The organism is Hydrogenophaga sp. L99 (assembly GCF_058731905.1).
The window spans coordinates 1,027,508-1,050,000 of record NZ_CM178972.1 but is presented as its reverse complement, the minus strand read 5'-3'; the positions used below and the strand labels follow the sequence as shown (position 1 = coordinate 1,050,000).

Below are 22,493 nucleotides of genomic sequence, written 5' to 3'. Positions count from 1 at the left end.
AACTTCATTTCTATTCTCATGAACGTTTAAAGTCTTGCGACTTGGATTCCAAAGAACCCGTTTTCGCAATCGCCTTCAAACGCCCACGCTTATCGGCTGTATATTTTTAATGATCTGACAAACTTAGCAGCACTTGCCACCTCATCCGTCTTGCTTAGCTGCGATCAGCTTAGCCTCTTATTATGACACAGTTTTTGGTGTCTTTGCAAATTTCTTTTTGAAGCTTACAAGACAAAACACATGCCTACACTTATATAAAGCCCAAACCCCCAGGTACACGGGGTACGAGGGGGTTTGGGGGGCTGGTAAGAGCCTGACGATGACCTACTTTCACACGGGAATCCGCACTATCATCGGCGCAAAGTCGTTTCACTGTCCTGTTCGGGATGGGAAGGAGTGGTACCAACTTGCTATGGTCGTCAGGCATAAGGGGTTGCCGCTGCAGCACGAGGGTGCTACGGCGACGAATTCATAGAGCTTCGAATCAGCTGTCTTTTTGATTGCTGCCAACGTTATGGATCAACAGTGTTGAATTCCATAAGGGCATAACTGGACTACAAACGGTTGTGTATTGTAGTCGGGTGACATTCAACTGTTGATGGATTAGATCAAAGTTATAGGGTCAAGCCTCACGAGCAATTAGTACTGGTTAGCTTAACGCATTACTGCGCTTCCACACCCAGCCTATCAACGTCCTGGTCTTGAACGACTCTTTAGGGGGCTCAAGGCCCCGGCAGATCTCATCTTGGAACGAGTTTCCCGCTTAGATGCTTTCAGCGGTTATCTCTTCCGCACTTAGCTACCCGGCAATGCCACTGGCGTGACAACCGGTACACCAGAGGTGCGTCCACTCCGGTCCTCTCGTACTAGGAGCAGGCTTCCTCAAATCTGCAGCGCCCACGGAAGATAGGGACCAAACTGTCTCACGACGTTTTAAACCCAGCTCACGTACCTCTTTAAATGGCGAACAGCCATACCCTTGGGACCGGCTACAGCCCCAGGATGAGATGAGCCGACATCGAGGTGCCAAACACCGCCGTCGATATGAACTCTTGGGCGGTATCAGCCTGTTATCCCCAGAGTACCTTTTATCCGTTGAGCGATGGCCCTTCCATACAGAACCACCGGATCACTATGTCCTGCTTTCGCATCTGCTCGACTTGTCAGTCTCGCAGTTAAGCACGCTTATGCCATTGCACTATTAGCACGATGTCCGACCGTACCTAGCGTACCTTCGAACTCCTCCGTTACACTTTGGGAGGAGACCGCCCCAGTCAAACTGCCTACCATGCACTGTCCCCGATCCAGATAATGGACCTAGGTTAGAACCTCAAACACACCAGGGTGGTATTTCAACGTTGGCTCCACAAGATCTAGCGACCCTGCTTCAAAGCCTCCCACCTATCCTACACAGATCTGTTCAAAATTCAATACAAAGCTACAGTAAAGGTTCATGGGGTCTTTCCGTCTTTCCGCGGGGAGATTGCATCATCACAAACATTTCAACTTCGCTGAGTCTCAGGAGGAGACAGTGTGGCCATCGTTACGCCATTCGTGCAGGTCGGAACTTACCCGACAAGGAATTTCGCTACCTTAGGACCGTTATAGTTACGGCCGCCGTTTACTGGGACTTCGATCAAGAGCTTGCACCCCATCAATTAATCTTCCAGCACCGGGCAGGCGTCACACCCTATACGTCCACTTTCGTGTTTGCAGAGTGCTGTGTTTTTAATAAACAGTCGCAGCCACCAATTTTTTGCAACCCGTTCGTGCTCAGATGTTCTCATCACACTACAAGGGCACACCTTCTTCCGAAGTTACGGTGTCAATTTGCCGAGTTCCTTCTCCTGAGTTCTCTCAAGCGCCTTAGAATACTCATCTCGCGCACCAGTGTCGGTTTGCGGTACGGTCAATTACAAGCTGAAGCTTAGTGGCTTTTCCTGGGACCTCGTTCAGTTACTTCGCGAGCAAGCTCGCTCGATCAATGGCCTCGGTATATGACACGCGGATTTGCCTACGTGTCGCCTACATCCATCTAAACCGGCACATCCAACCGCCGGATAACCTATTAAGATCCGTCCCCACATCGCACTTGTAATCGGTACAGGAATATTGACCTGTTTCCCATCAGCTACGCATCTCTGCCTCGCCTTAGGGGCCGACTCACCCTACGCCGATGAACGTTGCGTAGGAAACCTTGCGCTTACGGCGAGGGGGCTTTTCACCCCCTTTAACGCTACTCATGTCAGCATTCGCACTTCTGATACCTCCAGCATCCTTTACAAGACACCTTCACAGGCTTACAGAACGCTCTCCTACCACTTGCAATAAATTGCAAATCCGCAGCTTCGGTAACTGGCTTAGCCCCGTTACATCTTCCGCGCAGGACGACTCGATCAGTGAGCTATTACGCTTTCTTTAAATGATGGCTGCTTCTAAGCCAACATCCTGACTGTTTTAGCCTTCCCACTTCGTTTCCCACTTAGCCCGTTTTAGGGACCTTAGCTGGCGGTCTGGGTTGTTTCCCTCTTGAGTCCGGACGTTAGCACCCGGTGCTCTGTCTCCCAAGCTGTACTCGTCGGTATTCGGAGTTTGCCTTGGTTTGGTAAGTCGCCATGACCCCCTAGCCAAAACAGTGCTCTACCCCCGACGGTAATACTTGAGGCACTACCTAAATAGTTTTCGGAGAGAACCAGCTATTTCCAAGTTTGTTTAGCCTTTCACCCCTATCCACAGCTCATCCGCTAATTTTGCAACATTAGTCGGTTCGGACCTCCAGTACCTGTTACGGCACCTTCATCCTGGCCATGGATAGATCACTTGGTTTCGGGTCTACACCCAGCGACTGATTCGCCCTATTCGGACTCGATTTCTCTACGGCTTCCCTATTCGGTTAACCTTGCCACTGAATGTAAGTCGCTGACCCATTATACAAAAGGTACGCAGTCACCCCTTTCGAGGCTCCTACTTTTTGTAAGCATGCGGTTTCAGGATCTATTTCACTCCCCTCCCGGGGTTCTTTTCGCCTTTCCCTCACGGTACTTGTTCACTATCGGTCGATGATGAGTATTTAGCCTTGGAGGATGGTCCCCCCATATTCAGACAGGATTTCTCGTGTCCCGCCCTACTTGTCGTTAGCTCAGTACCACACGTCTCTTTTCACATACAGGGCTATCACCTTCTTTGGCCGGCCTTTCCATGCCGTTTTGTTAAGTGTCGTGCTATCACTAACAGGCTCTTCCGATTTCGCTCGCCACTACTTTCGGAATCTCGGTTGATGTCTTTTCCTCGAGCTACTGAGATGTTTCAGTTCACCCGGTTCGCCTCGCATACCTATGTATTCAGTATGCGATACCTACTGCTAGGTGGGTTTCCCCATTCGGAAATCTCCGGATCAAAGCTAATTTGCCAGCTCCCCGAAGCTTATCGCAGGCTATCACGTCCTTCGTCGCCTATCATCGCCAAGGCATCCACCACATGCTCTTATTCACTTGACCCTATAACTTTGACGTCTTGCCAGTTCGTTCAAACCAACAAAACACAATCGTCACATCAAGAGAATGTCTGTCAGGTCTCACACCTGACGCGTTATGCCGTTTCAATTTATATCTTTTGACTAAATTGAATATTCGTTGACGCAATCAAAAATTCTTGTTGCTGATGGCACGGTCTGCACGAAACCTTTACGAATGTGCAGTTTCCATCAGCAACGCTGATTCGACTCTATGAATTTTTAAAGAACAGCCGTTGCAATCCGAAGATCGCTTGAAGATCGATAGATACCGATCAACATCAAAATACCCTGCAGCACAGGATGCTTTGATGTTGAGACAGACAAGTGTTGCACTGCATGACAGGCAGCACCAACAGGTGTGGATGGTGGAGGATGACGGGATCGAACCGACGACCCCCTGCTTGCAAAGCAGGTGCTCTCCCAGCTGAGCTAATCCCCCAGGATAACCGTCAACGTTTTGGTCAGACAGCGCTCAGACAGCAGACCCACTTGGTGGGTCTGGTTGGTCTCGAACCAACGACCCCCGCCTTATCAAGACGGTGCTCTAACCAACTGAGCTACAGACCCAAGCCGGTCACTAGTAACCTGGTTTGACCCAGATCGCTGGCGACTTCCTTCCAACAACCGATAAGTGTGAGCGTTTGAGCTTGATTGCTTGATCCACTGCCGCTCTCAGCATCCAACCCTGCAAGCAGGACCATCAAACCAAGAACTGGTGTGGATTTTTCCAGAAAGGAGGTGATCCAGCCGCACCTTCCGATACGGCTACCTTGTTACGACTTCACCCCAGTCACGAACCCCGCCGTGGTAATCGCCCTCCTTGCGGTTAGGCTAACTACTTCTGGCGAGACCCGCTCCCATGGTGTGACGGGCGGTGTGTACAAGACCCGGGAACGTATTCACCGTGACATGCTGATCCACGATTACTAGCGATTCCGACTTCACGCAGTCGAGTTGCAGACTGCGATCCGGACTACGACCGGCTTTGATGGATTGGCTCCCCCTCGCGGGTTTGCGACCCTTTGTACCGGCCATTGTATGACGTGTGTAGCCCCACCTATAAGGGCCATGAGGACTTGACGTCATCCCCACCTTCCTCCGGTTTGTCACCGGCAGTCTCACTAGAGTGCCCAACTGAATGTAGCAACTAATGACAAGGGTTGCGCTCGTTGCGGGACTTAACCCAACATCTCACGACACGAGCTGACGACAGCCATGCAGCACCTGTGTTATGGCTCTCTTTCGAGCACGAATCCATCTCTGGAAACTTCCATACATGTCAAAGGTGGGTAAGGTTTTTCGCGTTGCATCGAATTAAACCACATCATCCACCGCTTGTGCGGGTCCCCGTCAATTCCTTTGAGTTTCAACCTTGCGGCCGTACTCCCCAGGCGGTCAACTTCACGCGTTAGCTTCGTTACTGAGTCAGAAGAGACCCAACAACCAGTTGACATCGTTTAGGGCGTGGACTACCAGGGTATCTAATCCTGTTTGCTCCCCACGCTTTCGTGCATGAGCGTCAGTGCAGGCCCAGGGGATTGCCTTCGCCATCGGTGTTCCTCCGCATATCTACGCATTTCACTGCTACACGCGGAATTCCATCCCCCTCTGCCGCACTCCAGCTTTGCAGTCACAATCGCAATTCCCAGGTTGAGCCCGGGGATTTCACGACTGTCTTACAAAACCGCCTGCGCACGCTTTACGCCCAGTAATTCCGATTAACGCTTGCACCCTACGTATTACCGCGGCTGCTGGCACGTAGTTAGCCGGTGCTTATTCTTACGGTACCGTCATTAGCAAACTGTATTAGAGCTCGCCGTTTCGTTCCGTACAAAAGCAGTTTACAACCCGAAGGCCTTCTTCCTGCACGCGGCATTGCTGGATCAGGCTTGCGCCCATTGTCCAAAATTCCCCACTGCTGCCTCCCGTAGGAGTCTGGACCGTGTCTCAGTTCCAGTGTGGCTGGTCGTCCTCTCAGACCAGCTACAGATCGTCGGCTTGGTGAGCCTTTACCCCACCAACTACCTAATCTGACATCGGCCGCTCCAATCGCGCGAGGCCTTACGGTCCCCCGCTTTCATCCTTAGATCGTATGCGGTATTAGCGCAGCTTTCGCTGCGTTATCCCCCACGACTGGGCACGTTCCGATGCATTACTCACCCGTTCGCCACTCGTCAGCACCTTGCGGCCTGTTACCGTTCGACTTGCATGTGTAAAGCATGCCGCCAGCGTTCAATCTGAGCCAGGATCAAACTCTTTAGTTCGATCTTGAATTTACTCATAAAAACGCAAACGAAGTAAACTTCATTTCTATTTTCATGAACGTTTAAAGTCTTGCGACTTGGATTCCGAAGAATCCGTTTTCGCAATCGCCTTCAAACGCCCACGCTTATCGGCTGTATATTTTTAATGATCCAACAAACTCAGCAGCACTTGCCACCTCATCCGTCTTGCTTAGCTGCGATCAGCTGAGCCTCGTATTATGACACAGTTTTTGGTGTCTGGAAAAAGTATTTTAGGGTTTTTACCTAGAACACTCAGCCCACTTCGCCGACTTAGGTTGCCTGCCTTGCGGCGTTGCAGTGATCAGCGAAGCTTTACAGTATACATCGGTTTTTTCGCGGCGGTCAACAGCTTGGCTAAATTTTCTGACCATTTGCTGCTGCGGCTTTCGTTGCAAGGTTGGTTGCACCTTCATCCCAGCTTTTACTTCCGCCCCTTCCCCGTTGCGCCGCGGTCGGGCTGTGCCGGTTACACAGCGGTGCACGCGGTGACCTACGGGGAAGTTTTGTGAAGTGCAGGCGTCAATCCATGGCAACCGCCTCGCCGAACTCGAACACACCCGGGTTGCGAACGGGGTCCACGCCGACAGGTATCACCGACTTAGGCGGGTACTTGCCTTCCAGCAGCAACTTGGAAAGTGGGTTTTCTATGCGTTGTTGAATCGCCCGCTTGAGCGGTCGGGCACCGAACACGGGATCAAAACCTACTTTAGCAAGCTCATCCAGCGCTGCGGGAGCCACATCGAGGCGCAAGTCCATCTTCTGCAGGCGAGCCTGCAAAGCCTTCAGCTGAATGCCGGCTATGGAAGCGATATGCTGAGCATCGAGTGCATGGAACACCACTGTCTCGTCGATGCGGTTCAAGAACTCAGGCCGGAAATGCTCCTTGAGCTCTCCCCACACCGCTTCTTTCACATCGTCGTAGGGTTGACCCACCATGGCCTGGATCAGGTGCGAGCCAATGTTGCTCGTCATCACGATCACCGTGTTTTTGAAGTCCACGGTGCGCCCTTGCCCGTCGGTCAGACGTCCGTCGTCCAGAACTTGAAGCAGTACGTTGAACACATCCGGGTGGGCTTTCTCCACTTCGTCCAGCAGCAGCACGCTGTAAGGCTTACGGCGCACGGCTTCTGTCAGGTAGCCGCCCTCCTCGTAGCCTACATACCCGGGCGGCGCACCAATGAGGCGTGCCACCGAGTGTTTCTCCATAAATTCGCTCATATCGATGCGAATCAGGTGGTCTTCGCTATCAAACAGGAAGCCGGCGAGCGCCTTGCACAGCTCGGTTTTACCGACACCCGTTGGGCCTAAAAACAGAAACGAGCCCGTGGGTCGGTTCGGATCGGATAGTCCGGAGCGTGAGCGGCGGATCGCGTTGGCGACGGCGCCAATGGCTTCGTCTTGCCCCACCACACGCTGATGCAGCTTGTCTTCCATCACCAGCAGCTTGTCGCGCTCGCCCTGCATGAGTTTGGCCACGGGGATGCCGGTCGCGCGGGCCACGACTTCTGCAATCTCTTCAGCACCCACCTGGGTACGTAGCAGCTGCGGGCGGCCCGTACCGTCTTTGTTGGCGGCTTTCCCCGATTCCACAGCCTGCGCGTCTTTGAGGCGCTTTTCCAATTCGGGTAGCTTGCCGTATTGCAGCTCGGCCACTTTGTTGAAGTCACCCTTGTCGGTGAATGTCTTGATCTGGGAACGGATACGGTCCATCTCCTCCATCACGTCCTTGGAGCCCAGCGCCTGGGCTTTTTCAGCCTTCCAGATTTCGTCGTAGTCGGAGATTTCTTTCTCCAACCGGGCAATTTCTTCCGCAATCAGACCGAAGCGCTTTTGTGACGCCTCATCCTTCTCACGCCGCACGGCCTCGCGCTCAATTTGCAACTGAATCAAACGGCGGTCGAGTTTGTCCATCACCTCGGGCTTGGAGTCGAGTTCGATCTTGATCTTGCTGGCCGCCTCGTCGATGAGATCGATGGCCTTGTCAGGCAAAAAGCGATCGGTGATGTAGCGGTGGCTGAGCTCGGCAGCGGCCACGATGGCCGGGTCGGTGATCTGAACGCCGTGATGCACCTCATACTTCTCTTGCAAACCACGCAAGATGGCAATGGTGGCTTCCACACTGGGCTCGCCCACAATGATCTTCTGAAAGCGGCGCTCGAGTGCAGCATCTTTTTCAATGTATTTGCGGTACTCGTCGAGCGTGGTGGCACCCACGCAGTGCAGTTCTCCGCGGGCCAGCGCTGGCTTGAGCATGTTGCCCGCATCCATAGCCCCTTCGCCTTTGCCGGCTCCCACCATGGTGTGTAACTCGTCAATGAACACAATGGTCTGGCCTTCGTCTTTGGCCAACTCGTTGAGCACGGTTTTCAGGCGCTCTTCAAACTCACCACGGAACTTGGCCCCGGCCAGCAGCGCCGCCATGTCCAGGCTCAGCACGCGTTTGCCCTTGAGCGAATCAGGCACTTCGCCCGCCACGATGCGCTGGGCCAAGCCTTCAACAATGGCCGTTTTACCCACACCGGGCTCGCCGATCAGCACAGGGTTGTTCTTGGTCCGGCGTTGCAACACCTGGATGGCGCGGCGAATCTCGTCATCGCGGCCAATCACCGGGTCCAGCTTGCCCATGCGGGCGCGCTCGGTGAGGTCCATCGTGTATTTTTTAAGAGCCTCGCGCTGACCCTCGGCCTCGGGACTGTCCATGGACTGACCACCGCGTACGGCGATGATGGCCGATTCAAGGCTCTTGCGGTTCAGGCCGTTCTCATTCGAGATGCGCCCCAACTCCCCTTTGCTGTCGGCCACTGCAAGCAAAAAGAGTTCGCTAGCGATGAACTGGTCGCCGCGTTTGATGGCTTCTTTTTCGGTGGCTTGCAGCAATTTGGACAGCTCTTGCCCAACCTGCACTTGGTCTTGCCCCTGCACTTCCGGCAAGCGCGTCATCGCCGCCTCGGCGGCCTTGGTCAATCCAGGCACGTTGACACCCGCGCGCTGCAGCAAAGACTGCGGGCCATCGGCCTGACGCAGCATGGCCAGCAGCAGGTGAGCGGGCTCAATGTAAGCGTGGTCAGCGCCGAGCGCCAGTGTCTGGGCTTCGCTCAGGGCTTCTTGGAACTTGGTGGTGAGTTTGTCGAGTCGCATGGATCAGCACTCCGAATGTTTGTATTGGCTGGTATGTGGCGCTTGACGACCACTTTTCAAGACAAGCATGAAGCCTGATGCAGGCTGACCGCGCAGCCGTTGACGCAGATCAGCCAAGCACGTGCACGCCGTCCATTTTTGCGCCAATTCGAAAAAAGCAAGGTCTCAGCGCATCCGCGCAGGCTGCACCCGCGAGGGCCGTGCGTTTTCAGTCCGTTGTGCGCACACCCCACGCACGGTCGCGCGGGACACGCAAGGCGCAAACGGACACTCAAGCGTTGCGCGCTTCGATACCCCACTTGGCCAGCGCCGCGTCGTCGCTCACGCGTGCGTCCACCCATCGCGCACCCTCGGGCGTCTGTTCCTTCTTCCAGAACGGCGCCTGGGTCTTCAGGTAGTCCATCAGGAATTCGCAAGCCTGGAAGCTCTCGCCACGGTGGGCCGATGTCACGGCCACCAGCACAATTTGGTCCAGCGGCTGCAGCAAGCCCACGCGGTGAATCACGCGTGCACCGAAGATGTCGAAACGCCGGAAGGCTTCGTCGATCATGGCCTCAATGCTTTTTTCGGTCATGCCAGGGTAGTGCTCCAGCTCCATCGTGCTGATGCTCTGCCCGTCGTTGCGGTCACGCACGGTACCCATGAAACTGCACACGGCGCCCACGCGCTTGTCCTGCTCGCGCAACCGCTGCACCTCGGTGCTCAGGTCGAAGTCTTCGGTCTGGATGCTGACGCGCGGTGCCATGTTCAGCCTCCTGTGACGGGTGGGAAAAACCCCACTTCGGCGCCATCGATGAGCGCGGCCCCCTCGTCGCTCATGGTCTGGTTCAAGGCCACCCGCACCGCACGACCACGCGCCAGCGCTTCGGCGTAAGCACCACCGCGTGCAACCAACTCTTCACGCAGCGCGCCCAGGGTGGCTGCCTTGGTGTCAGCCGACTCGCTGCTGGCGCCGATGGCCTCTCGAATCGATGCGAAATAGCGAAGTTTGACAATCATGCGAGCAACTCTGCAAAAGAAAGATAGGGCACTGGATCACCATGGGCGATGGTGGCGCCGGCCGGGTTGTCCACCAGACCGTCACCCCACACGGCAGAAGTCAAAACCCCCGAACTCTGGTTGGGAAAGAGGTCCAACCCACCTTCGGCGTTGCGACACACGCGCAGAAATTCGCGGCGCTTGTCAGCACGGACCACCGTGAAGTGGGCCGGCAGCATCACGGGCTGCACACGAGGAACTTGCGCGCCTTGCAGCTTGAGTAAAAACGGCCTGACCAGCAACACAAAGGTCACAAAGCTCGACACCGGATTGCCAGGAAGGCCAATGAAATGGCAAGGCTGCGCAGCGCTGGCGCCCGCACCGGCGTCGCGGTTCACACGCCCGTAAGCAAACGGCTTGCCCGGTTTCATACCAATCTGCCACAGATCGAGGCTGCCGAGTTCCTGCACGGCCGGCTTGATGTGGTCTTCCTCACCCACCGAAACACCACCGCTGGTCAAGATCAGGTCGTGGTGGTCTGCTGCCGTTTTAAGTGCCGCCAGCGTGGCTTCGCGGCGGTCGGGCACGATGCCCAGATCACTCACCTCACAGCCCAGACGCCGCAACAACGCACGCAAGAAAAAGCGATTGGAGTTGTAAATGGCGCCAGGCTTCATGTCCTGCGGGGATACCTCACCCGGCATCACCAGTTCGTCGCCGGTTGAAAACAGCGCCACACGGGGCCGCGCGACCACCGGCACATGGGCCAAGCCCAGGCTGGCGGCCAAACCCAGGCTTGCCGGTGACAACCGCTCGCCGCGAGACAACACCACGGCACCACGCGTCACGTCTTCTCCGGCCCGGCGCACCCACTGGCCCGGCTGGGGCACGGCGTTGATGTGCACGCCATGGATGTTGCCACCCACATCTTGGGTGTCTTCCTGCATCACCACCGCGTCGGCACCTTCAGGCATGGGGGCGCCAGTAAAAATACGGGCGCAGGTGCCTGGGCGTAGCGGTTCTGCGGCATGGCCAGCGGCAATGCGCTGCGACACGGACAAGACCACCCCAGGGGCCGTGACGTCTGCACTGCGCACCGCATAACCGTCCATGGACGAGTTGTCGTTTGGCGGGACTTGCAGCGCAGAAACCAGGTCTTGCGCCAGCACGCGGCGATCGGCGTCAAAGGTAGCCACGTTTTCCGCGGCGCTGAGCGGCACCACGCGACCCAGCAAGCTGGCCAGTGCATCGTCCAGCGACATCAAAGGGGCTCGGGCTGCTGGCTTGTGAACGGTCATGGCGCGTAGATCTCTGGGCTGTAATCGAATCGATGGCCATTTTCGACCAACCAGGTCGCGACGTCATCTGGCTGGTTCAAATCCAGTACCGGTCGAGCGGTTGAGACGGGCAAGGCTGTCGGGCTGTCGGTTGCAATGGCTGCAATGAAAGGATCGTCGGGGTAGCGAGCGGGCTTGCCACTGGCCTCGCGCCAAATCTCAATCTTGTGCAAATCGCTTTCTTTGAAGCCTTCAACCAGCACCCAGTCCACACCGCCGTAAAGCTCGGCAATCAACTGGTGCACCTTGAGTTCGGCTGGCTGTTCAAACTCGCGCATCAGCACCAGTCGGTTAGGCGACGCCGCCACCACCTCAAAGGCACCGGCTTCGCGGTGGCGCCAGGTGTCTTTACCGGGGTGGTCAATGTCAAACTGGTGGTGGGCGTGCTTGACCACCGACACACGCAGGCCACGAAATTTAAGCGCCGGAATCAGCTGCTCAACCAGCGTGGTCTTGCCCGAACCCGAGTAACCCGCAAAGCCGACGACCTTCATGCGACGGGACAATGCTCGGCGACGTAGGCCTGCACGGCTGCGGTGTCTGCGGGCATGACACGCACGCGCTTGGGCAGGTCTTCAATACCGTTGAAACGGGCTGGCCGATCGGGCTGACGGCCCAGGGCTTCAACGATGGTTTCAGCGAACTTGATGGGCAGAGCCGTCTCCAGAACGATCATGGGCACGCCCGGTTGCAGGTGCTCCCGCGCCACCTTCACGCCATCGGCGGTGTGGGTGTCGATCATGATGTTGTAGCGCTCAAACGCGTCCTTGATCGTGGCCAGTCGATCGCTGTGCGAGCTCTTGCCACTGGCAAAACCGTAGCGACTGGCGGCCTCGGCAAACACCTTATCGGCACCCAGCTCAAAGCGCCCAGCTTTGTGCAGCGCATCGCCAAAGAGGGCTTTGACGCGGGCACCGTCTCGACCCAGCAAATCGAACACAAAGCGCTCAAAGTTGCTGGCCTTGGAGATGTCCATCGATGGACTGGAGGTCTCAAACGTGTCAGCACTCGCCCGCACGCGGTACACACCGGTGCGGAAGAACTCGTCCAGCACGTCGTTTTCATTGGTTGCCACCACCAGCGTCTGGATGGGCAGGCCCATCTGGCGCGCCACATGGCCAGCGCAGACGTTGCCAAAGTTGCCGCTGGGCACCGTGAAGCTCACCTTTTGCGTGTCGCTGGCGGTTGCCTGAAAATAGCCGGCGAAGTAGTAAACGACCTGCGCCAGCAAGCGCGCCCAGTTGATCGAATTGACGGTACCGATCTTGTAGCCGCGCTTGAAGTCAAGGTCGTTGCTGACGTTTTTGACAATGTCCTGGCAGTCGTCGAACACACCTTCAATGGCGATGTTGTGGATGTTGTCGTCCATCAGGCTGAACATCTGCGCCTGCTGAAACGGGCTCATGCGGCCGTGCGGGCTGAGCATGAAAACGCGCACGCCTTTTTTGCCTCGCATGGCGTATTCGGCCGCGCTGCCGGTGTCACCACTGGTAGCCCCCAAAATGTTGAGTTCTTCGCCGCGGCGGGCCAGTTCGTATTCAAACAGGTTGCCCAGCAGTTGCATCGCCATGTCCTTGAAGGCGAGCGTGGGGCCATTGGACAGCGCTTCGAGGTAAAAGCCATCCTCCAGCTTTTTCAGTGGAACGATGGCTGCTGTGCCGTACACCGCCTCCGTGTACGTCTTTTCGCAAAGCGCCTTCAGATCGGCCGGCGGAATATCGTCGATGTAGAGCGACAGCACCTCGAATGCCAGCGCAGCGTAGCCGCCCGATTCGCCGCCGTTGAAAGCAGCCCGCCAGCGCGCCAGCGTGGCTGCATCCACCTGTGGGTAGCGCTCAGGCAGATACAGACCGCCATCGGGCGCCAAGCCTTCCAGCAGGATTTCGCAAAAACGTTTGCGATCCGGGTGACCGCGGGTGGAAAGGTATTGCATGTCAGTTCCAATATCAGCAGATAAGACGCTCCTCGAGGGGAGGTGCTCGATCAAGATGCCATGGAACCGGCTCTGCCGGCCCACGAGCATCGCCCCTTGGGGTGGCGCCGCAGGCGACGCGTGGGGTTAATTCAACTCTTCTTTGCGGATGCGCGTTATGGGCGCCAGCACCGAAGGAAGCGCCTGCATTTGAGCCAGTACGGCGTCCAGCGTGCCCTCGCGGGTGTCGTGCGTGAGGATGATGACGTCGGTCTGGGTCGAGCCCTCACCGCCGATTTCATCGGCCTCGCGCTGCGACACCGCGTCGATGCTGATACCAGCGTCAGCCAAGAGCCCGGTTACCTTGGCCAGCACACCGGCTTCGTCTGCCACGCGCAGACGCAGGTAGTAGCTCGTCACAACCTCGCTCATGGGCAGCACGGACAGGTCGCTCATGGCGTCGGGCTGGAAGGCCAGGTGCGGCACGCGGTGGTGCGGGTCAGCGGTGTGCAGCCGGGTGATGTCGACCAGATCGGCAATGACGGCGCTCGCCGTGGGTTCGCTGCCAGCGCCCTTGCCGTAATACAGCGTCGTGCCCACGGCATCGCCCTGCACCACCACGGCGTTCATGGCACCTTCCACATTTGCGATGAGGCGCTTGGTGGGCACCAGGCTGGGGTGTACGCGCAACTCAATGCCTTGGGCCGTGCGCTTGGTGATACCCAACAGCTTGATGCGGTAGCCCAGTTGCTCTGCGTATTTGATGTCAGCGGCGCCGAGCTTGGTGATGCCTTCGACATAAGCCTTGTCAAATTGCACCGGGATGCCAAATGCAATGGCGCTCATGAGCGTCACTTTGTGCGCTGCGTCCACGCCTTCGATATCAAACGTAGGGTCGGCTTCGGCATAACCCAGACGCTGCGCCTCTTTCAGCACCACGTCAAAGTCCAAACCCTTGTCGCGCATTTCGGACAAGATAAAGTTGGTGGTGCCGTTGATGATGCCGGCGATCCATTGAATGCTGTTGGCCGTCAGACCTTCACGCAACGCTTTGATAATCGGGATGCCACCGGCCACCGCCGCTTCAAACGCCACCATCACGCCCTTGGCCGACGCTGCGGCAAAGATCTCGGTGCCATGCACCGCCAGCAGCGCTTTGTTGGCCGTGACCACATGCTTGCCAGCGGCAATGGCTTCAAGCACCAGCGCCTTGGCGATCCCATAGCCACCAATCAACTCGATGACGATGTCGATGTCAGGGTTGGCAATGACGGCACGGGCATCGTTCACCACCTGCACACCGGGCCCTACCAGAGACTGCGCGCGGGCCACATCGAGATCGGCCACCATCGTGATTTCAATACCGCGGCCAGCGCGGCGCTTGATTTCTTCCTGGTTGCGCTTGAGCACATTGAACGTGCCGCTGCCCACGGTACCTATGCCCAAAAGGCCCACTTGAATTGGTTTCATATCGGTCATTGCTTGAATGGAATTCAAAAAAATCAGGTGCCGTGGCGTTTGCGCCAGCCTTCAAAAAACTTCGCCACGCGGCCAATGGCCTCACGCAGGTCGTCCTCGTGCGGCAAAAACACGATGCGGAAATGTTGGTTGTCCGGGTAATTGAAACCCGAGCCCTGCACCAGCATCACGCGCGTTCCCTGCAGCAGCTCCAGGAACAGCTGCTGATCGTCCTCGACCGGGTAGATCTGGGGGTCGAGGCGCGGAAACATGTAGAGCGCCGCCGAGGGTTTGACGCAGCTCACCCCCGGAATGGCGGTGATCAGCTCATAGGCCAGATCGCGCTGGCGCCGCAAACGCCCGCCATCGCACACCAGATCGTTGATGCTCTGGTAACCACCCAGGGCTGTCTGAATGGCCCACTGGCCGGGGACGTTGGCGCACAGTCGCATGTTCGAGAGCATGTTCAAGCCCTCGATGTAATCCTTGGCAGGCTTTTTGTCGCCAGACACCACCAGCCAGCCAGCGCGGTAGCCACACGAACGGTAGCTCTTCGACAACGAATTGAACGTCAGCGTCAGCACGTCTTCCGACAGGCTCGCCATTGCGGTGTGCTTGACACCGTCATACAGCACCTTGTCGTACACCTCGTCGGCAAAAATCACCAGCCCGTGTTGGCGAGCCAGTTCGACGATGGACTTGAGCAGCGCGTCAGAATACAGCGCGCCGGTCGGGTTGTTGGGGTTGATCACCACGATGCCTTTGGTGGCAGGGGTGATCTTGCAGCGAATGTCGTCCAGGTCGGGCATCCACCCGTTGGATTCGTCGCACCGGTAATGCACCGGCGTGCCGCCCGACAGGCTCACGGCGGCCGTCCAGAGCGGGTAATCGGGTGAAGGCAGCAGCAGCTCATCGCCGTCATCCAGCAACGCATTGGTGGCCATCACAATCAGTTCGCTGGCGCCGTTGCCCAGGTAAATGTCGTCCAGCGTTACACCCTTGACACCCTGCTTCTGGGTTTCGTGCATCACCGCCTTGCGCGCCGCGAAAATACCTTTGCTGTCCGAATAACCCGCCGAGTTCGGCAGGTTGCGGATCATGTCTTGCTGGATCTCTTCGGGCGCATCAAACCCAAACACCGCCAAATTGCCGATGTTGAGCTTGATGATCTTGTGACCCTCTTCCTCCATCTGACGCGCCGCGTCCATGATGGGACCCCGGATGTCGTAGCAGACGTTGGCGAGTTTGGCGGATTTCTGGATGGTTTTCAAAGTTCCTCCCAAGGGGAGTCAGGGGTCAAGCGGCGCACCCGCCCTGGGCAGGTTCGCCGAGCGTTATATTACGGGTCGGTTGCAGGGAAAACCTGTAATTTGACCACAGTTCTCCACCGCATCTCTGCACCCCCAGTGGCACACCACCGCGTGCAAGCCGCACCCCCAGCCGCCTGATCCATCACGCCATGAAACTGCACGCCGACAAATTGGATACCCAGTCCGTCACTGCTTATGGCGAAGGCTGGATTGCGGTCAACGGGCAGCGCCACACCCAAAGCCTGGTGCTCGCCTCATCGGGCCAGTTGGTGCCATGGACCTGCACCCGTTTTGAAGACCTGACCGAAGCGCATTTTTCGATGCTGGCCAGCGTGATGACGGAAGCGCCCGAACTGGTGGTTTTCGGCAGCGGCTCCAAACTCCGTTTCCTGCCGCCCGCCTTGCTGCGCAGCCTGATGGGGCAGCGAATTGGCGTGGAGACCATGGACACAACAGCCGCCTGTCGCACTTACAACATTCTCGCGAGCGAAGGCAGGCGGGTCGTGGCGGCCTTGCTGATTGAAACCTGAGGCCATCAATCCGGGAAGACCAGGCCCGCAGCGCGGACCGAGACACGGCCAAGCGGCGATCCACGTGGCGCCATTTTGGGCCCGTGAGAGAGCTCCATCCGAGCACCCTGGGGCTGGGACTGTCCCAAAAAGCGGTTCGGGGTTAAAATACCCGATTGTTTCCTGGCCTGCCTCCCGTGCGCCACAGCTGCCACCGGGAGCCTGTGTCACCAAGCACAAGCCAACGAATCACCACCAACTTACGTCAGGGGTCCACGCAGTATGGCAGTCGTTGTCAATAAACCCATTCCCGAATTTGAATCTCAAGCCACCGGCGGCATCAAGGTCAGCAATCAAACGCACCTTGGGCAAACGGTGGTTTTGTATTTTTATCCCAAAGACAACACCCCGGGCTGCACCACCGAAGCCATGCAGTTCCGCGACAAGTACAAAGACTTTGTCAAAGCGGGTGCGCAGGTGTTCGGCGTCTCGCGCGACAACATGAAGTCTCACGACGACTTCAAAACCAAGCTCGAACTCCCGTTTGAGTTGATCGCCGACACCGAAGAAAAAATGTGCCACATGTTTGGTGTGGTCAAGAACAAGATCATGTACGGCAAGAAGGTCAAGGGCATTGAGCGCAGCACCTTCCTGATCGGACCTGACGGTGTGCTCGCACAGGAATGGCGCGGACTCAAGGTCCCAGGGCACGTCGAAGAGGTTCTCAAGGCCGTGAAAACGCTGAAAAAAGCGGGTTGATTGAATCCACAGCGCTGTGACTGTCCGATCCGCTCCGGGTCAACACTGTCACAGCTGTCATGCATAATGATTTCATGACACGAGGAAGCCCATCCGCTCCCAGCTCTCCAAAACCCACAGCAGCCCTCGAAGCCGCCCGGTCACCCCGGCGGCTTTTTGTTTTCTGATTCTGCGCTGAACCCAAACGCCCGCCATGCCACTGCCACCAGCCCCATCAAAACGCGCATCTTTGCTCTCCCCCGACGCATACAACCGCAAACCGGCCGATGAACCCATGGACTTGGCACCCGTGCGTGAAGCCATCGTGCCGGTGGCAGCCAGCGCGATTCCAGCAAGTGCGGCTGCACCCGCAGCAGACACTGCACCGGCAACGAGCAACCCTCGGTCCAGGTCGCGCAGCCGCAAAACAAACCAACCTGCGGTGCCGGCGCCTTTGGTTGCGCACGTTGAATCGACCAGGGCTTCGCCGGCTGCCGAGCCGATGCCAGCAGCGGTAGCCCCCAACGCCAACACCAGCGACTCCCGCCAAACCACCAACCAGGCACAAGGCGGCGCTGCCACCAAGCGCCCGGCACCCGTGGCCAGCAACCGCCGCAGTGACCGCAGCAAGTCGGGTAACGTGGGCGCACCCCGCCTGTTCGTGCTGGACACCAACGTGCTGCTGCACGACCCGATGAGCCTGTTCCGCTTTGAGGAACACGACATCTTCCTGCCCATGATCGTGCTGGAAGAGCTTGATGGGCACAAAAAAGGCATGACCGAAGTGGCCCGCAATGGCCGCCAGACCAGCCGCACGCTGGACGCACTGGTGGCCCAGCAGGGCGGTGACATGACCAAGGGACTCAAACTCTCGGCCACAGGACACCAGTCGGCCAAGGGCTTGCTCTTCTTCCAGACGGAACCACTGGATGCTCAGTTGCCGTCCAGCCTGCCCCAGGGCAAGGCGGACAACCAGATTCTGGGTGTGGTTCATGCGCTGAGGGGCAAATACCCACAGCGGGAGGTGATCCTGGTGTCCAAGGACATCAACATGCGGGTGAAGGCACGCGCACTGGGTCTCGCCGCCGAGGACTACGAGAACGACAAGACCCTGGAGGACGGCGAGCTGTTGTACGCAGGCGCTCTGGCTTTGCCGCAAGACTTCTGGACACGCCAGAGCAAGACCATTGAAAGCTGGGCCAGCGGTAGCCATACGTTTTACCGCGTCAGCGGCCCTACCGTGGGTCAGTTTTACATCAACCAGTTTGTCTACTTTGAAGCGCCCGGTGAGCCTTCGCTGTACGCCCGGGTCACCGAAATCCGCGACAAAACCGCGGTGCTCAAGACACTGAAGGACTACACCCACCTGAAGAATGCCGTGTGGGGGGTGACCAGCCGCAACCGCGAGCAAAATTTCGCACTCAACCTGCTGATGGATCCCGAAATCGACTTCGTCACGCTGGCGGGCACCGCTGGCACCGGCAAGACGCTGATGGCGCTGGCCAGTGGCCTGACGCAGGTGCTGGATGATCGCCGATACACCGAGATCATCATGACCCGCGCCACGGTGAGCGTGGGTGAAGACATCGGCTTCCTGCCAGGTACCGAAGAGGAAAAGATGGGTCCCTGGATGGGCGCGCTGGATGACAACCTGGAATTTCTGGCGAAAGGTGATGGCGGCAATGCTGGCGAATGGGGCCGTGCGGCCACCAACGAACTGGTGCGCAGCCGGGTCAAGATCAAGAGCATGAACTTCATGCGCGGGCGCACGTTCATGAACAAGTACGTGATCATCGACGAGGCGCAAAACCTGACACCCAAGCAGATGAAAACACTGATCACCCGCGCCGGCCCCGGCACGAAGATCATTTGCATGGGCAACCTGGCCCAGATCGACACCCCCTACCTGACCGAAGGCTCATCGGGGCTCACGTTTGCCGTGGACCGCTTCAAAGGATGGCCTCACGGCGGGCACATCACACTGGCGCGTGGTGAACGCTCCAGGCTGGCAGACTTCGCCAGCGAGGTGCTCTGACGCGAGGCGCTGCTTCACCGACCATGAAAAAACCGGCCTTGGCCGGTTTTTTCATGTCGATTCAACGGAAAAAGCATCAGTAATCGCCACCACCAGCCAAACTTTCAAAGCGTGTAAGCATGTTCAAGAACGCCAGTTTCACGGTCCCGGTGGGCCCGTTTCGCTGTTTGCCGATGATGATTTCAGCCACGCCCGGCTCCTTGCAGGCGTCCTTGGTGTAGTACTCGTCGCGGTAGATGAACATGATGATGTCCGCATCCTGCTCGATGGCGCCTGACTCGCGCAAGTCGCTCATCATCGGGCGCTTGTCGGTGCGCGTCTCCACCGATCGGTTGAGCTGCGAGAGCGCAATCACCGGGCACTGCAACTCTTTGGCGAGCATTTTCAAACCGCGCGAAATCTCGCCCAGCTCGGATGCCCGGTTGTCGCCATCAGAACCACTGCCGCTCATCAGCTGCAAATAGTCCACCACGATGAGGCCCAGCTTGCCACACTGGCGCGACAAGCGCCGGGCATTGGCCCGCAGCACGCTGGGGTTCAGACCAGGCGTCTCGTCGATGTGCAGCGACACATTGCGGAGTTTTTCAATCGCTTCGGTCAGGCGTGGCCACTCGTCGTCGGTGAGCTTGCCGCTGCGCAGGTGGCTCTGGTTGATGCGCCCAATGGAACCCACGATACGCACGGCCAGCTGTGAAGCGCCCATCTCCATGGAGAACACGGCCACCGGCAAACCTTCGTTCAGCGCCACGTGCTCCGCAATGTTGATGGCGAACGCCGTTTTGCCCATGGAAGGCCGTGCCGCCAGCACAATCAGGTCGCCCGCCTGCAGACCCGAGGTCATGCGGTCGAGGTCGACAAAGCCTGTCGGCACGCCCGTGACGTCGTTGGGGTTGTCGGCCATTTCCTGCACACGGTCGAGCAACTCGACCACGAGCGTGTCCATGCCTTGAAAACCCTCTTTCATGCGCGAGCCCTCTTCCCCAATGTGGAAGATTTTTTGTTCGGCTTCGTCAAGGATCTTGTCTACCGGCCGGCCCTGCGTGTTGAAGGCGGACGTGGCAATTTCGTCGCTGGCCGTGATCAGTTTGCGCAAAATGGCGCGCTCGCGCACGATCTCGGCATAGCGGCGAATGTTGGCGGCGCTCGGCACGTACTGGGCCAGCGAGTTCAGGTAAGCCAGACCACCCGCCTCGTCGGCCTTGCCCAGGTTTTGCAAATGCTCGTAGACCGTCACCACGTCGGCCGGCTTGCTGCCATTCACCAGCGTTGCAATGGCCGAATACGTCAATCGGTGCTCGTAACGGTAGAAATCCGACTCATTGAGCAGATCGGCCACCCGGTCCCAGGCCCCGTTGTCGAGCAACAGGCCGCCCAGCACGCTGGACTCGGACTCGATCGAATGCGGCGGCACGCGCAACTGCGCTACCTGGCGATCAAGACCCATGCCCGGTACATCCAGGCCGGCATCAAAAGAAGAAAAGGAATCGGAAAAAACAGCAGACATGGGCTCTCTTTGAGTGACTGGCAATGGTACGCCCTGAGCGATCAGAAGTCATGGGACAAGTCTGTGGACAACCGGTGGGTATTCGGTGGGCAGACAGTGGACTTCACGGGATAACTACTGCGCTGTAGACCCCAAAGGCCCTCAGCGCTCGACGCGATCCGCCATGGGGTCCAAGCCATGAAAAAAGCCGCCGACCCGAAGGCGCGGCGGCTTTTGGGTGCAGCGCTTGCGCGCCAGCACCGGGTGATCAGGCGGTTTCGCCGAGCACCGAGACGTTGACGTCAACCGTCACATCGGTGTGCAGGTGCACGCTCACCGTGTAGTCGCCCACCAACTTCAGCGGGCCGTTGGGCATACGCACTTGCGACTTGTTCACAGCGAAGCCCAGCTTGTTCAGCTCTTCGGACACGTCGTGGTTGGTCACGGAGCCAAACAGGCGGCCGTCCACACCGGCTTTTTGCGACAGCTTGACCGTCACAGCAGACAGCTTCTCGCCCAGGGCGGCAGCTTCAGCGTGCTTGGCAGCAGCCACTTTTTCGAGTTCAGCGCGGCGCGCTTCGAATTCGGCGATGGCGTTGGAGGTAGCGCGGCGTGCGCGGCCGGTGGGGATCAGGAAGTTACGTGCGTAACCGTCCTTGACCTTGACCACATCGCCCAGGGCGCCGAGATTGGTAACTTTGTCGAGCAGAATGATTTGCATGTCAGGCTCTCTTTCAGACGCGGTGCTGGTCGCTGTAAGGCAACATGGCCAGGAAGCGAGCACGCTTGATGGCGGTGTTGACCTGACGCTGGTAGAAGGCGCGCGTGCCGGTCAGGCGCGCGGGGATGATCTTGCCGTTTTCGGCGATGAAGTCGCGCAGGACATCGACGTCCTTGTAGTCAACTTCTTCGACGTTGGCCACCGTGAAGCGGCAAAAGCGCTTGCGCTTGAACAGCAGCGATTGGGTGTTGCGCTTGGGGCGCTTGTCTTTGTTGAAACGTTTTGGTGCAGCCATGATGGGCCTTCCTATGTCTTGCTGAAATCTTGGATATGGAACACAACGCCTTTACCGTTGCGGGCGTTCGTCAGGAAGCCATGAAATTCACAAGCCGAGTCGAGCCCCTGGCGGGACAAGACTTCTGCCTGCGCACCAAAGGCCACAGCCCTCAGTTGCAGCTTCACGAGCCGGGGGGTGTCCATTTCAACGATCTCGGAATCGTGTTCGAGCACGATGTTGAGAGCTGGTATGCCAGCCGGTGTGTACCGCAGGCTCTGGACCTGCACCACCACGGCGGACAATTGAAGTTGGTTCACCCGCTGACGACGTCACGCAGCGCTGTTACGCTGCGGCCTGTTCCTGCGGTTGTTGCTGGGACTTGCGGGCTTCTTCGCGCTCGACCGACTTCATCATCGAAGATGGGCCGGTGTCGGCTTTCTTCTTGAGCACGGTGAGGTGTCGCAGCACGGCGTCGTTGAACTTGAAGGCGTGCTCCAGTTCAGCCATCACAGCCTGATCGGCTTCGATGTTGACGCACAGGTAGTGGGCCTTGGACAGCTTGTTGATCTGGTACGCCATCTGACGGCGGCCCCAGTCTTCAACGCGGTGGATCTTGCCGTTGCCGGCCGTGATCATGCCCTTGTAGCGCTCCAGCATGGCCGGAACTTGTTCGCTTTGATCCGGGTGGATCAGCAAAACGATTTCGTAATGACGCATAGACTCTCCTTGTGGATAAAAAAGCCGCCCCCAGCGTCTGATTGGGGTGCAGCAAGGCAAGCCCACGATTCTAACAAGAAA

17 protein-coding genes, 2 tRNA genes and 3 rRNA genes are annotated in these 22,493 nt (G+C 57.7%); 3 read left to right on the top strand and 19 right to left on the bottom strand.

Annotation, left to right across the window (positions count from 1 at the left end; all coding sequences use genetic code 11):
* Positions 1–311 precede the first annotated feature (311 nt).
* The 13 genes from rrf to AC4QBL_RS04980 all read right to left on the bottom strand — a co-directional run bounded on the left by rrf (position 312) and on the right by AC4QBL_RS04980 (position 15,893).
* Positions 312–424: ribosomal RNA gene (rrf, locus tag AC4QBL_RS05040) — 5S ribosomal RNA — on the bottom strand.
* A gap of 194 nt (positions 425–618) precedes the next feature.
* Positions 619–3,497 (bottom strand): 23S ribosomal RNA (locus AC4QBL_RS05035).
* 380 nt (positions 3,498–3,877) lie between these two features.
* Positions 3,878–3,953, bottom strand: a tRNA-Ala gene (locus AC4QBL_RS05030).
* Between the two features lie 51 nt (positions 3,954–4,004).
* Positions 4,005–4,081: transfer RNA gene (locus AC4QBL_RS05025), tRNA-Ile, on the bottom strand.
* Between the two features lie 164 nt (positions 4,082–4,245).
* A 16S ribosomal RNA gene (locus tag AC4QBL_RS05020) occupies positions 4,246–5,778 on the bottom strand.
* The 16S, 23S and 5S rRNA genes sit together here with 2 tRNA genes alongside, the layout of an rRNA operon.
* Before the next feature lie 540 nt (positions 5,779–6,318).
* On the bottom strand, positions 6,319–8,937 hold the full coding sequence (gene clpB, locus AC4QBL_RS05015) for an ATP-dependent chaperone ClpB (RefSeq protein ID WP_472901776.1): 2,619 nt from the start codon (positions 8,935–8,937) through the stop codon (positions 6,319–6,321).
* 271 nt (positions 8,938–9,208) lie between these two features.
* Positions 9,209–9,682, bottom strand: coding sequence for a molybdenum cofactor biosynthesis protein MoaE (locus AC4QBL_RS05010; RefSeq protein ID WP_472901777.1), 474 nt, complete (start codon positions 9,680–9,682; stop codon positions 9,209–9,211).
* A gap of 2 nt (positions 9,683–9,684) precedes the next feature.
* A complete protein-coding gene (moaD, locus tag AC4QBL_RS05005) occupies positions 9,685–9,936 on the bottom strand; it encodes a molybdopterin converting factor subunit 1 (protein WP_472901778.1) in 252 nt (83 codons plus the stop codon).
* Positions 9,933–11,213, bottom strand: coding sequence for a molybdopterin molybdotransferase MoeA (locus tag AC4QBL_RS05000; RefSeq protein WP_472906685.1), 1,281 nt, complete (start codon positions 11,211–11,213; stop codon positions 9,933–9,935). Before AC4QBL_RS05000 ends, moaD begins: the two co-directional genes overlap by 4 nt.
* Positions 11,210–11,746, bottom strand: a complete 537-nt coding sequence (gene mobB / locus AC4QBL_RS04995) for a molybdopterin-guanine dinucleotide biosynthesis protein B (protein WP_472906684.1) — start codon at positions 11,744–11,746, stop codon at positions 11,210–11,212. The genes AC4QBL_RS05000 and mobB overlap by 4 nt, the downstream gene beginning before the upstream one ends.
* On the bottom strand, positions 11,743–13,185 hold the full coding sequence (gene thrC, locus AC4QBL_RS04990; protein WP_472906683.1) for a threonine synthase: 1,443 nt from the start codon (positions 13,183–13,185) through the stop codon (positions 11,743–11,745). The genes mobB and thrC overlap by 4 nt, the downstream gene beginning before the upstream one ends.
* A 126-nt stretch (positions 13,186–13,311) precedes the next feature.
* Complete coding sequence (locus AC4QBL_RS04985) at positions 13,312–14,634, bottom strand: homoserine dehydrogenase (protein WP_472906682.1); 1,323 nt, start codon at positions 14,632–14,634, stop codon at positions 13,312–13,314.
* A 32-nt stretch (positions 14,635–14,666) separates the two neighbouring features.
* Positions 14,667–15,893, bottom strand: a complete 1,227-nt coding sequence (locus AC4QBL_RS04980; protein WP_472906681.1) for a pyridoxal phosphate-dependent aminotransferase — start codon at positions 15,891–15,893, stop codon at positions 14,667–14,669.
* Positions 15,894–16,081: 188 nt separating this feature from the next.
* On the opposite strand from AC4QBL_RS04980, the gene AC4QBL_RS04975 reads away from it, so the two are divergent.
* Positions 16,082–16,462, top strand: a complete 381-nt coding sequence (locus tag AC4QBL_RS04975) for an Mth938-like domain-containing protein (protein WP_472901784.1) — start codon at positions 16,082–16,084, stop codon at positions 16,460–16,462.
* A gap of 261 nt (positions 16,463–16,723) precedes the next feature.
* Complete coding sequence (locus AC4QBL_RS04970; protein ID WP_439114631.1) at positions 16,724–17,200, top strand: peroxiredoxin; 477 nt, start codon at positions 16,724–16,726, stop codon at positions 17,198–17,200.
* A gap of 72 nt (positions 17,201–17,272) precedes the next feature.
* Here the strand turns inward: AC4QBL_RS04970 and AC4QBL_RS04965 are convergent, their stop codons facing one another.
* On the bottom strand, positions 17,273–17,704 hold the full coding sequence (locus tag AC4QBL_RS04965) for a hypothetical protein (RefSeq protein ID WP_472906680.1): 432 nt from the start codon (positions 17,702–17,704) through the stop codon (positions 17,273–17,275).
* Here AC4QBL_RS04965 and AC4QBL_RS04960 point away from each other — a divergent pair.
* Positions 17,682–19,214, top strand: a complete 1,533-nt coding sequence (locus tag AC4QBL_RS04960) for a PhoH family protein (RefSeq protein WP_472906679.1) — start codon at positions 17,682–17,684, stop codon at positions 19,212–19,214. The two genes, AC4QBL_RS04965 and AC4QBL_RS04960, sit on opposite strands and share 23 nt — an antisense overlap.
* A 76-nt stretch (positions 19,215–19,290) precedes the next feature.
* Here AC4QBL_RS04960 and dnaB read toward each other — a convergent pair whose 3' ends face one another.
* From dnaB to rpsF, 5 genes are all read right to left on the bottom strand, one after another.
* Positions 19,291–20,718: a replicative DNA helicase gene (gene dnaB, locus AC4QBL_RS04955; protein ID WP_472901787.1), complete on the bottom strand. Its 1,428-nt coding sequence runs from the start codon at positions 20,716–20,718 to the stop codon at positions 19,291–19,293.
* 247 nt (positions 20,719–20,965) lie between these two features.
* Positions 20,966–21,418: a 50S ribosomal protein L9 gene (gene rplI, locus AC4QBL_RS04950; RefSeq protein ID WP_304834477.1), complete on the bottom strand. Its 453-nt coding sequence runs from the start codon at positions 21,416–21,418 to the stop codon at positions 20,966–20,968.
* Positions 21,419–21,431: 13 nt separating this feature from the next.
* Positions 21,432–21,713, bottom strand: a complete 282-nt coding sequence (gene rpsR, locus AC4QBL_RS04945; protein WP_068166407.1) for a 30S ribosomal protein S18 — start codon at positions 21,711–21,713, stop codon at positions 21,432–21,434.
* Between the two features lie 11 nt (positions 21,714–21,724).
* A complete protein-coding gene (gene priB / locus AC4QBL_RS04940; protein ID WP_472906678.1) occupies positions 21,725–22,012 on the bottom strand; it encodes a primosomal replication protein N in 288 nt (95 codons plus the stop codon).
* Positions 22,013–22,037: 25 nt separating this feature from the next.
* On the bottom strand, positions 22,038–22,412 hold the full coding sequence (gene rpsF / locus AC4QBL_RS04935) for a 30S ribosomal protein S6 (protein WP_304829898.1): 375 nt from the start codon (positions 22,410–22,412) through the stop codon (positions 22,038–22,040).
* Positions 22,413–22,493: the final 81 nt, after the last annotated feature.

Coding starts and splice junctions, on each gene's coding strand:
- clpB (WP_472901776.1), bottom strand. CDS start 8,937: ATGCGACTCGACAAACTCACCACCAAGTTCCAAGAAGCCCTGAGCGAA.
- AC4QBL_RS05010 (WP_472901777.1), bottom strand. CDS start 9,682: ATGGCACCGCGCGTCAGCATCCAGACCGAAGACTTCGACCTGAGCACC.
- moaD (WP_472901778.1), bottom strand. CDS start 9,936: ATGATTGTCAAACTTCGCTATTTCGCATCGATTCGAGAGGCCATCGGC.
- AC4QBL_RS05000 (WP_472906685.1), bottom strand. CDS start 11,213: ATGACCGTTCACAAGCCAGCAGCCCGAGCCCCTTTGATGTCGCTGGAC.
- mobB (WP_472906684.1), bottom strand. CDS start 11,746: ATGAAGGTCGTCGGCTTTGCGGGTTACTCGGGTTCGGGCAAGACCACG.
- thrC (WP_472906683.1), bottom strand. CDS start 13,185: ATGCAATACCTTTCCACCCGCGGTCACCCGGATCGCAAACGTTTTTGC.
- AC4QBL_RS04985 (WP_472906682.1), bottom strand. CDS start 14,634: ATGAAACCAATTCAAGTGGGCCTTTTGGGCATAGGTACCGTGGGCAGC.
- AC4QBL_RS04975 (WP_472901784.1), top strand. CDS start 16,082: ATGAAACTGCACGCCGACAAATTGGATACCCAGTCCGTCACTGCTTAT.
- AC4QBL_RS04970 (WP_439114631.1), top strand. CDS start 16,724: ATGGCAGTCGTTGTCAATAAACCCATTCCCGAATTTGAATCTCAAGCC.
- AC4QBL_RS04960 (WP_472906679.1), top strand. CDS start 17,682: ATGCCAGCAGCGGTAGCCCCCAACGCCAACACCAGCGACTCCCGCCAA.
- dnaB (WP_472901787.1), bottom strand. CDS start 20,718: ATGTCTGCTGTTTTTTCCGATTCCTTTTCTTCTTTTGATGCCGGCCTG.
- rplI (WP_304834477.1), bottom strand. CDS start 21,418: ATGCAAATCATTCTGCTCGACAAAGTTACCAATCTCGGCGCCCTGGGC.
- rpsR (WP_068166407.1), bottom strand. CDS start 21,713: ATGGCTGCACCAAAACGTTTCAACAAAGACAAGCGCCCCAAGCGCAAC.
- rpsF (WP_304829898.1), bottom strand. CDS start 22,412: ATGCGTCATTACGAAATCGTTTTGCTGATCCACCCGGATCAAAGCGAA.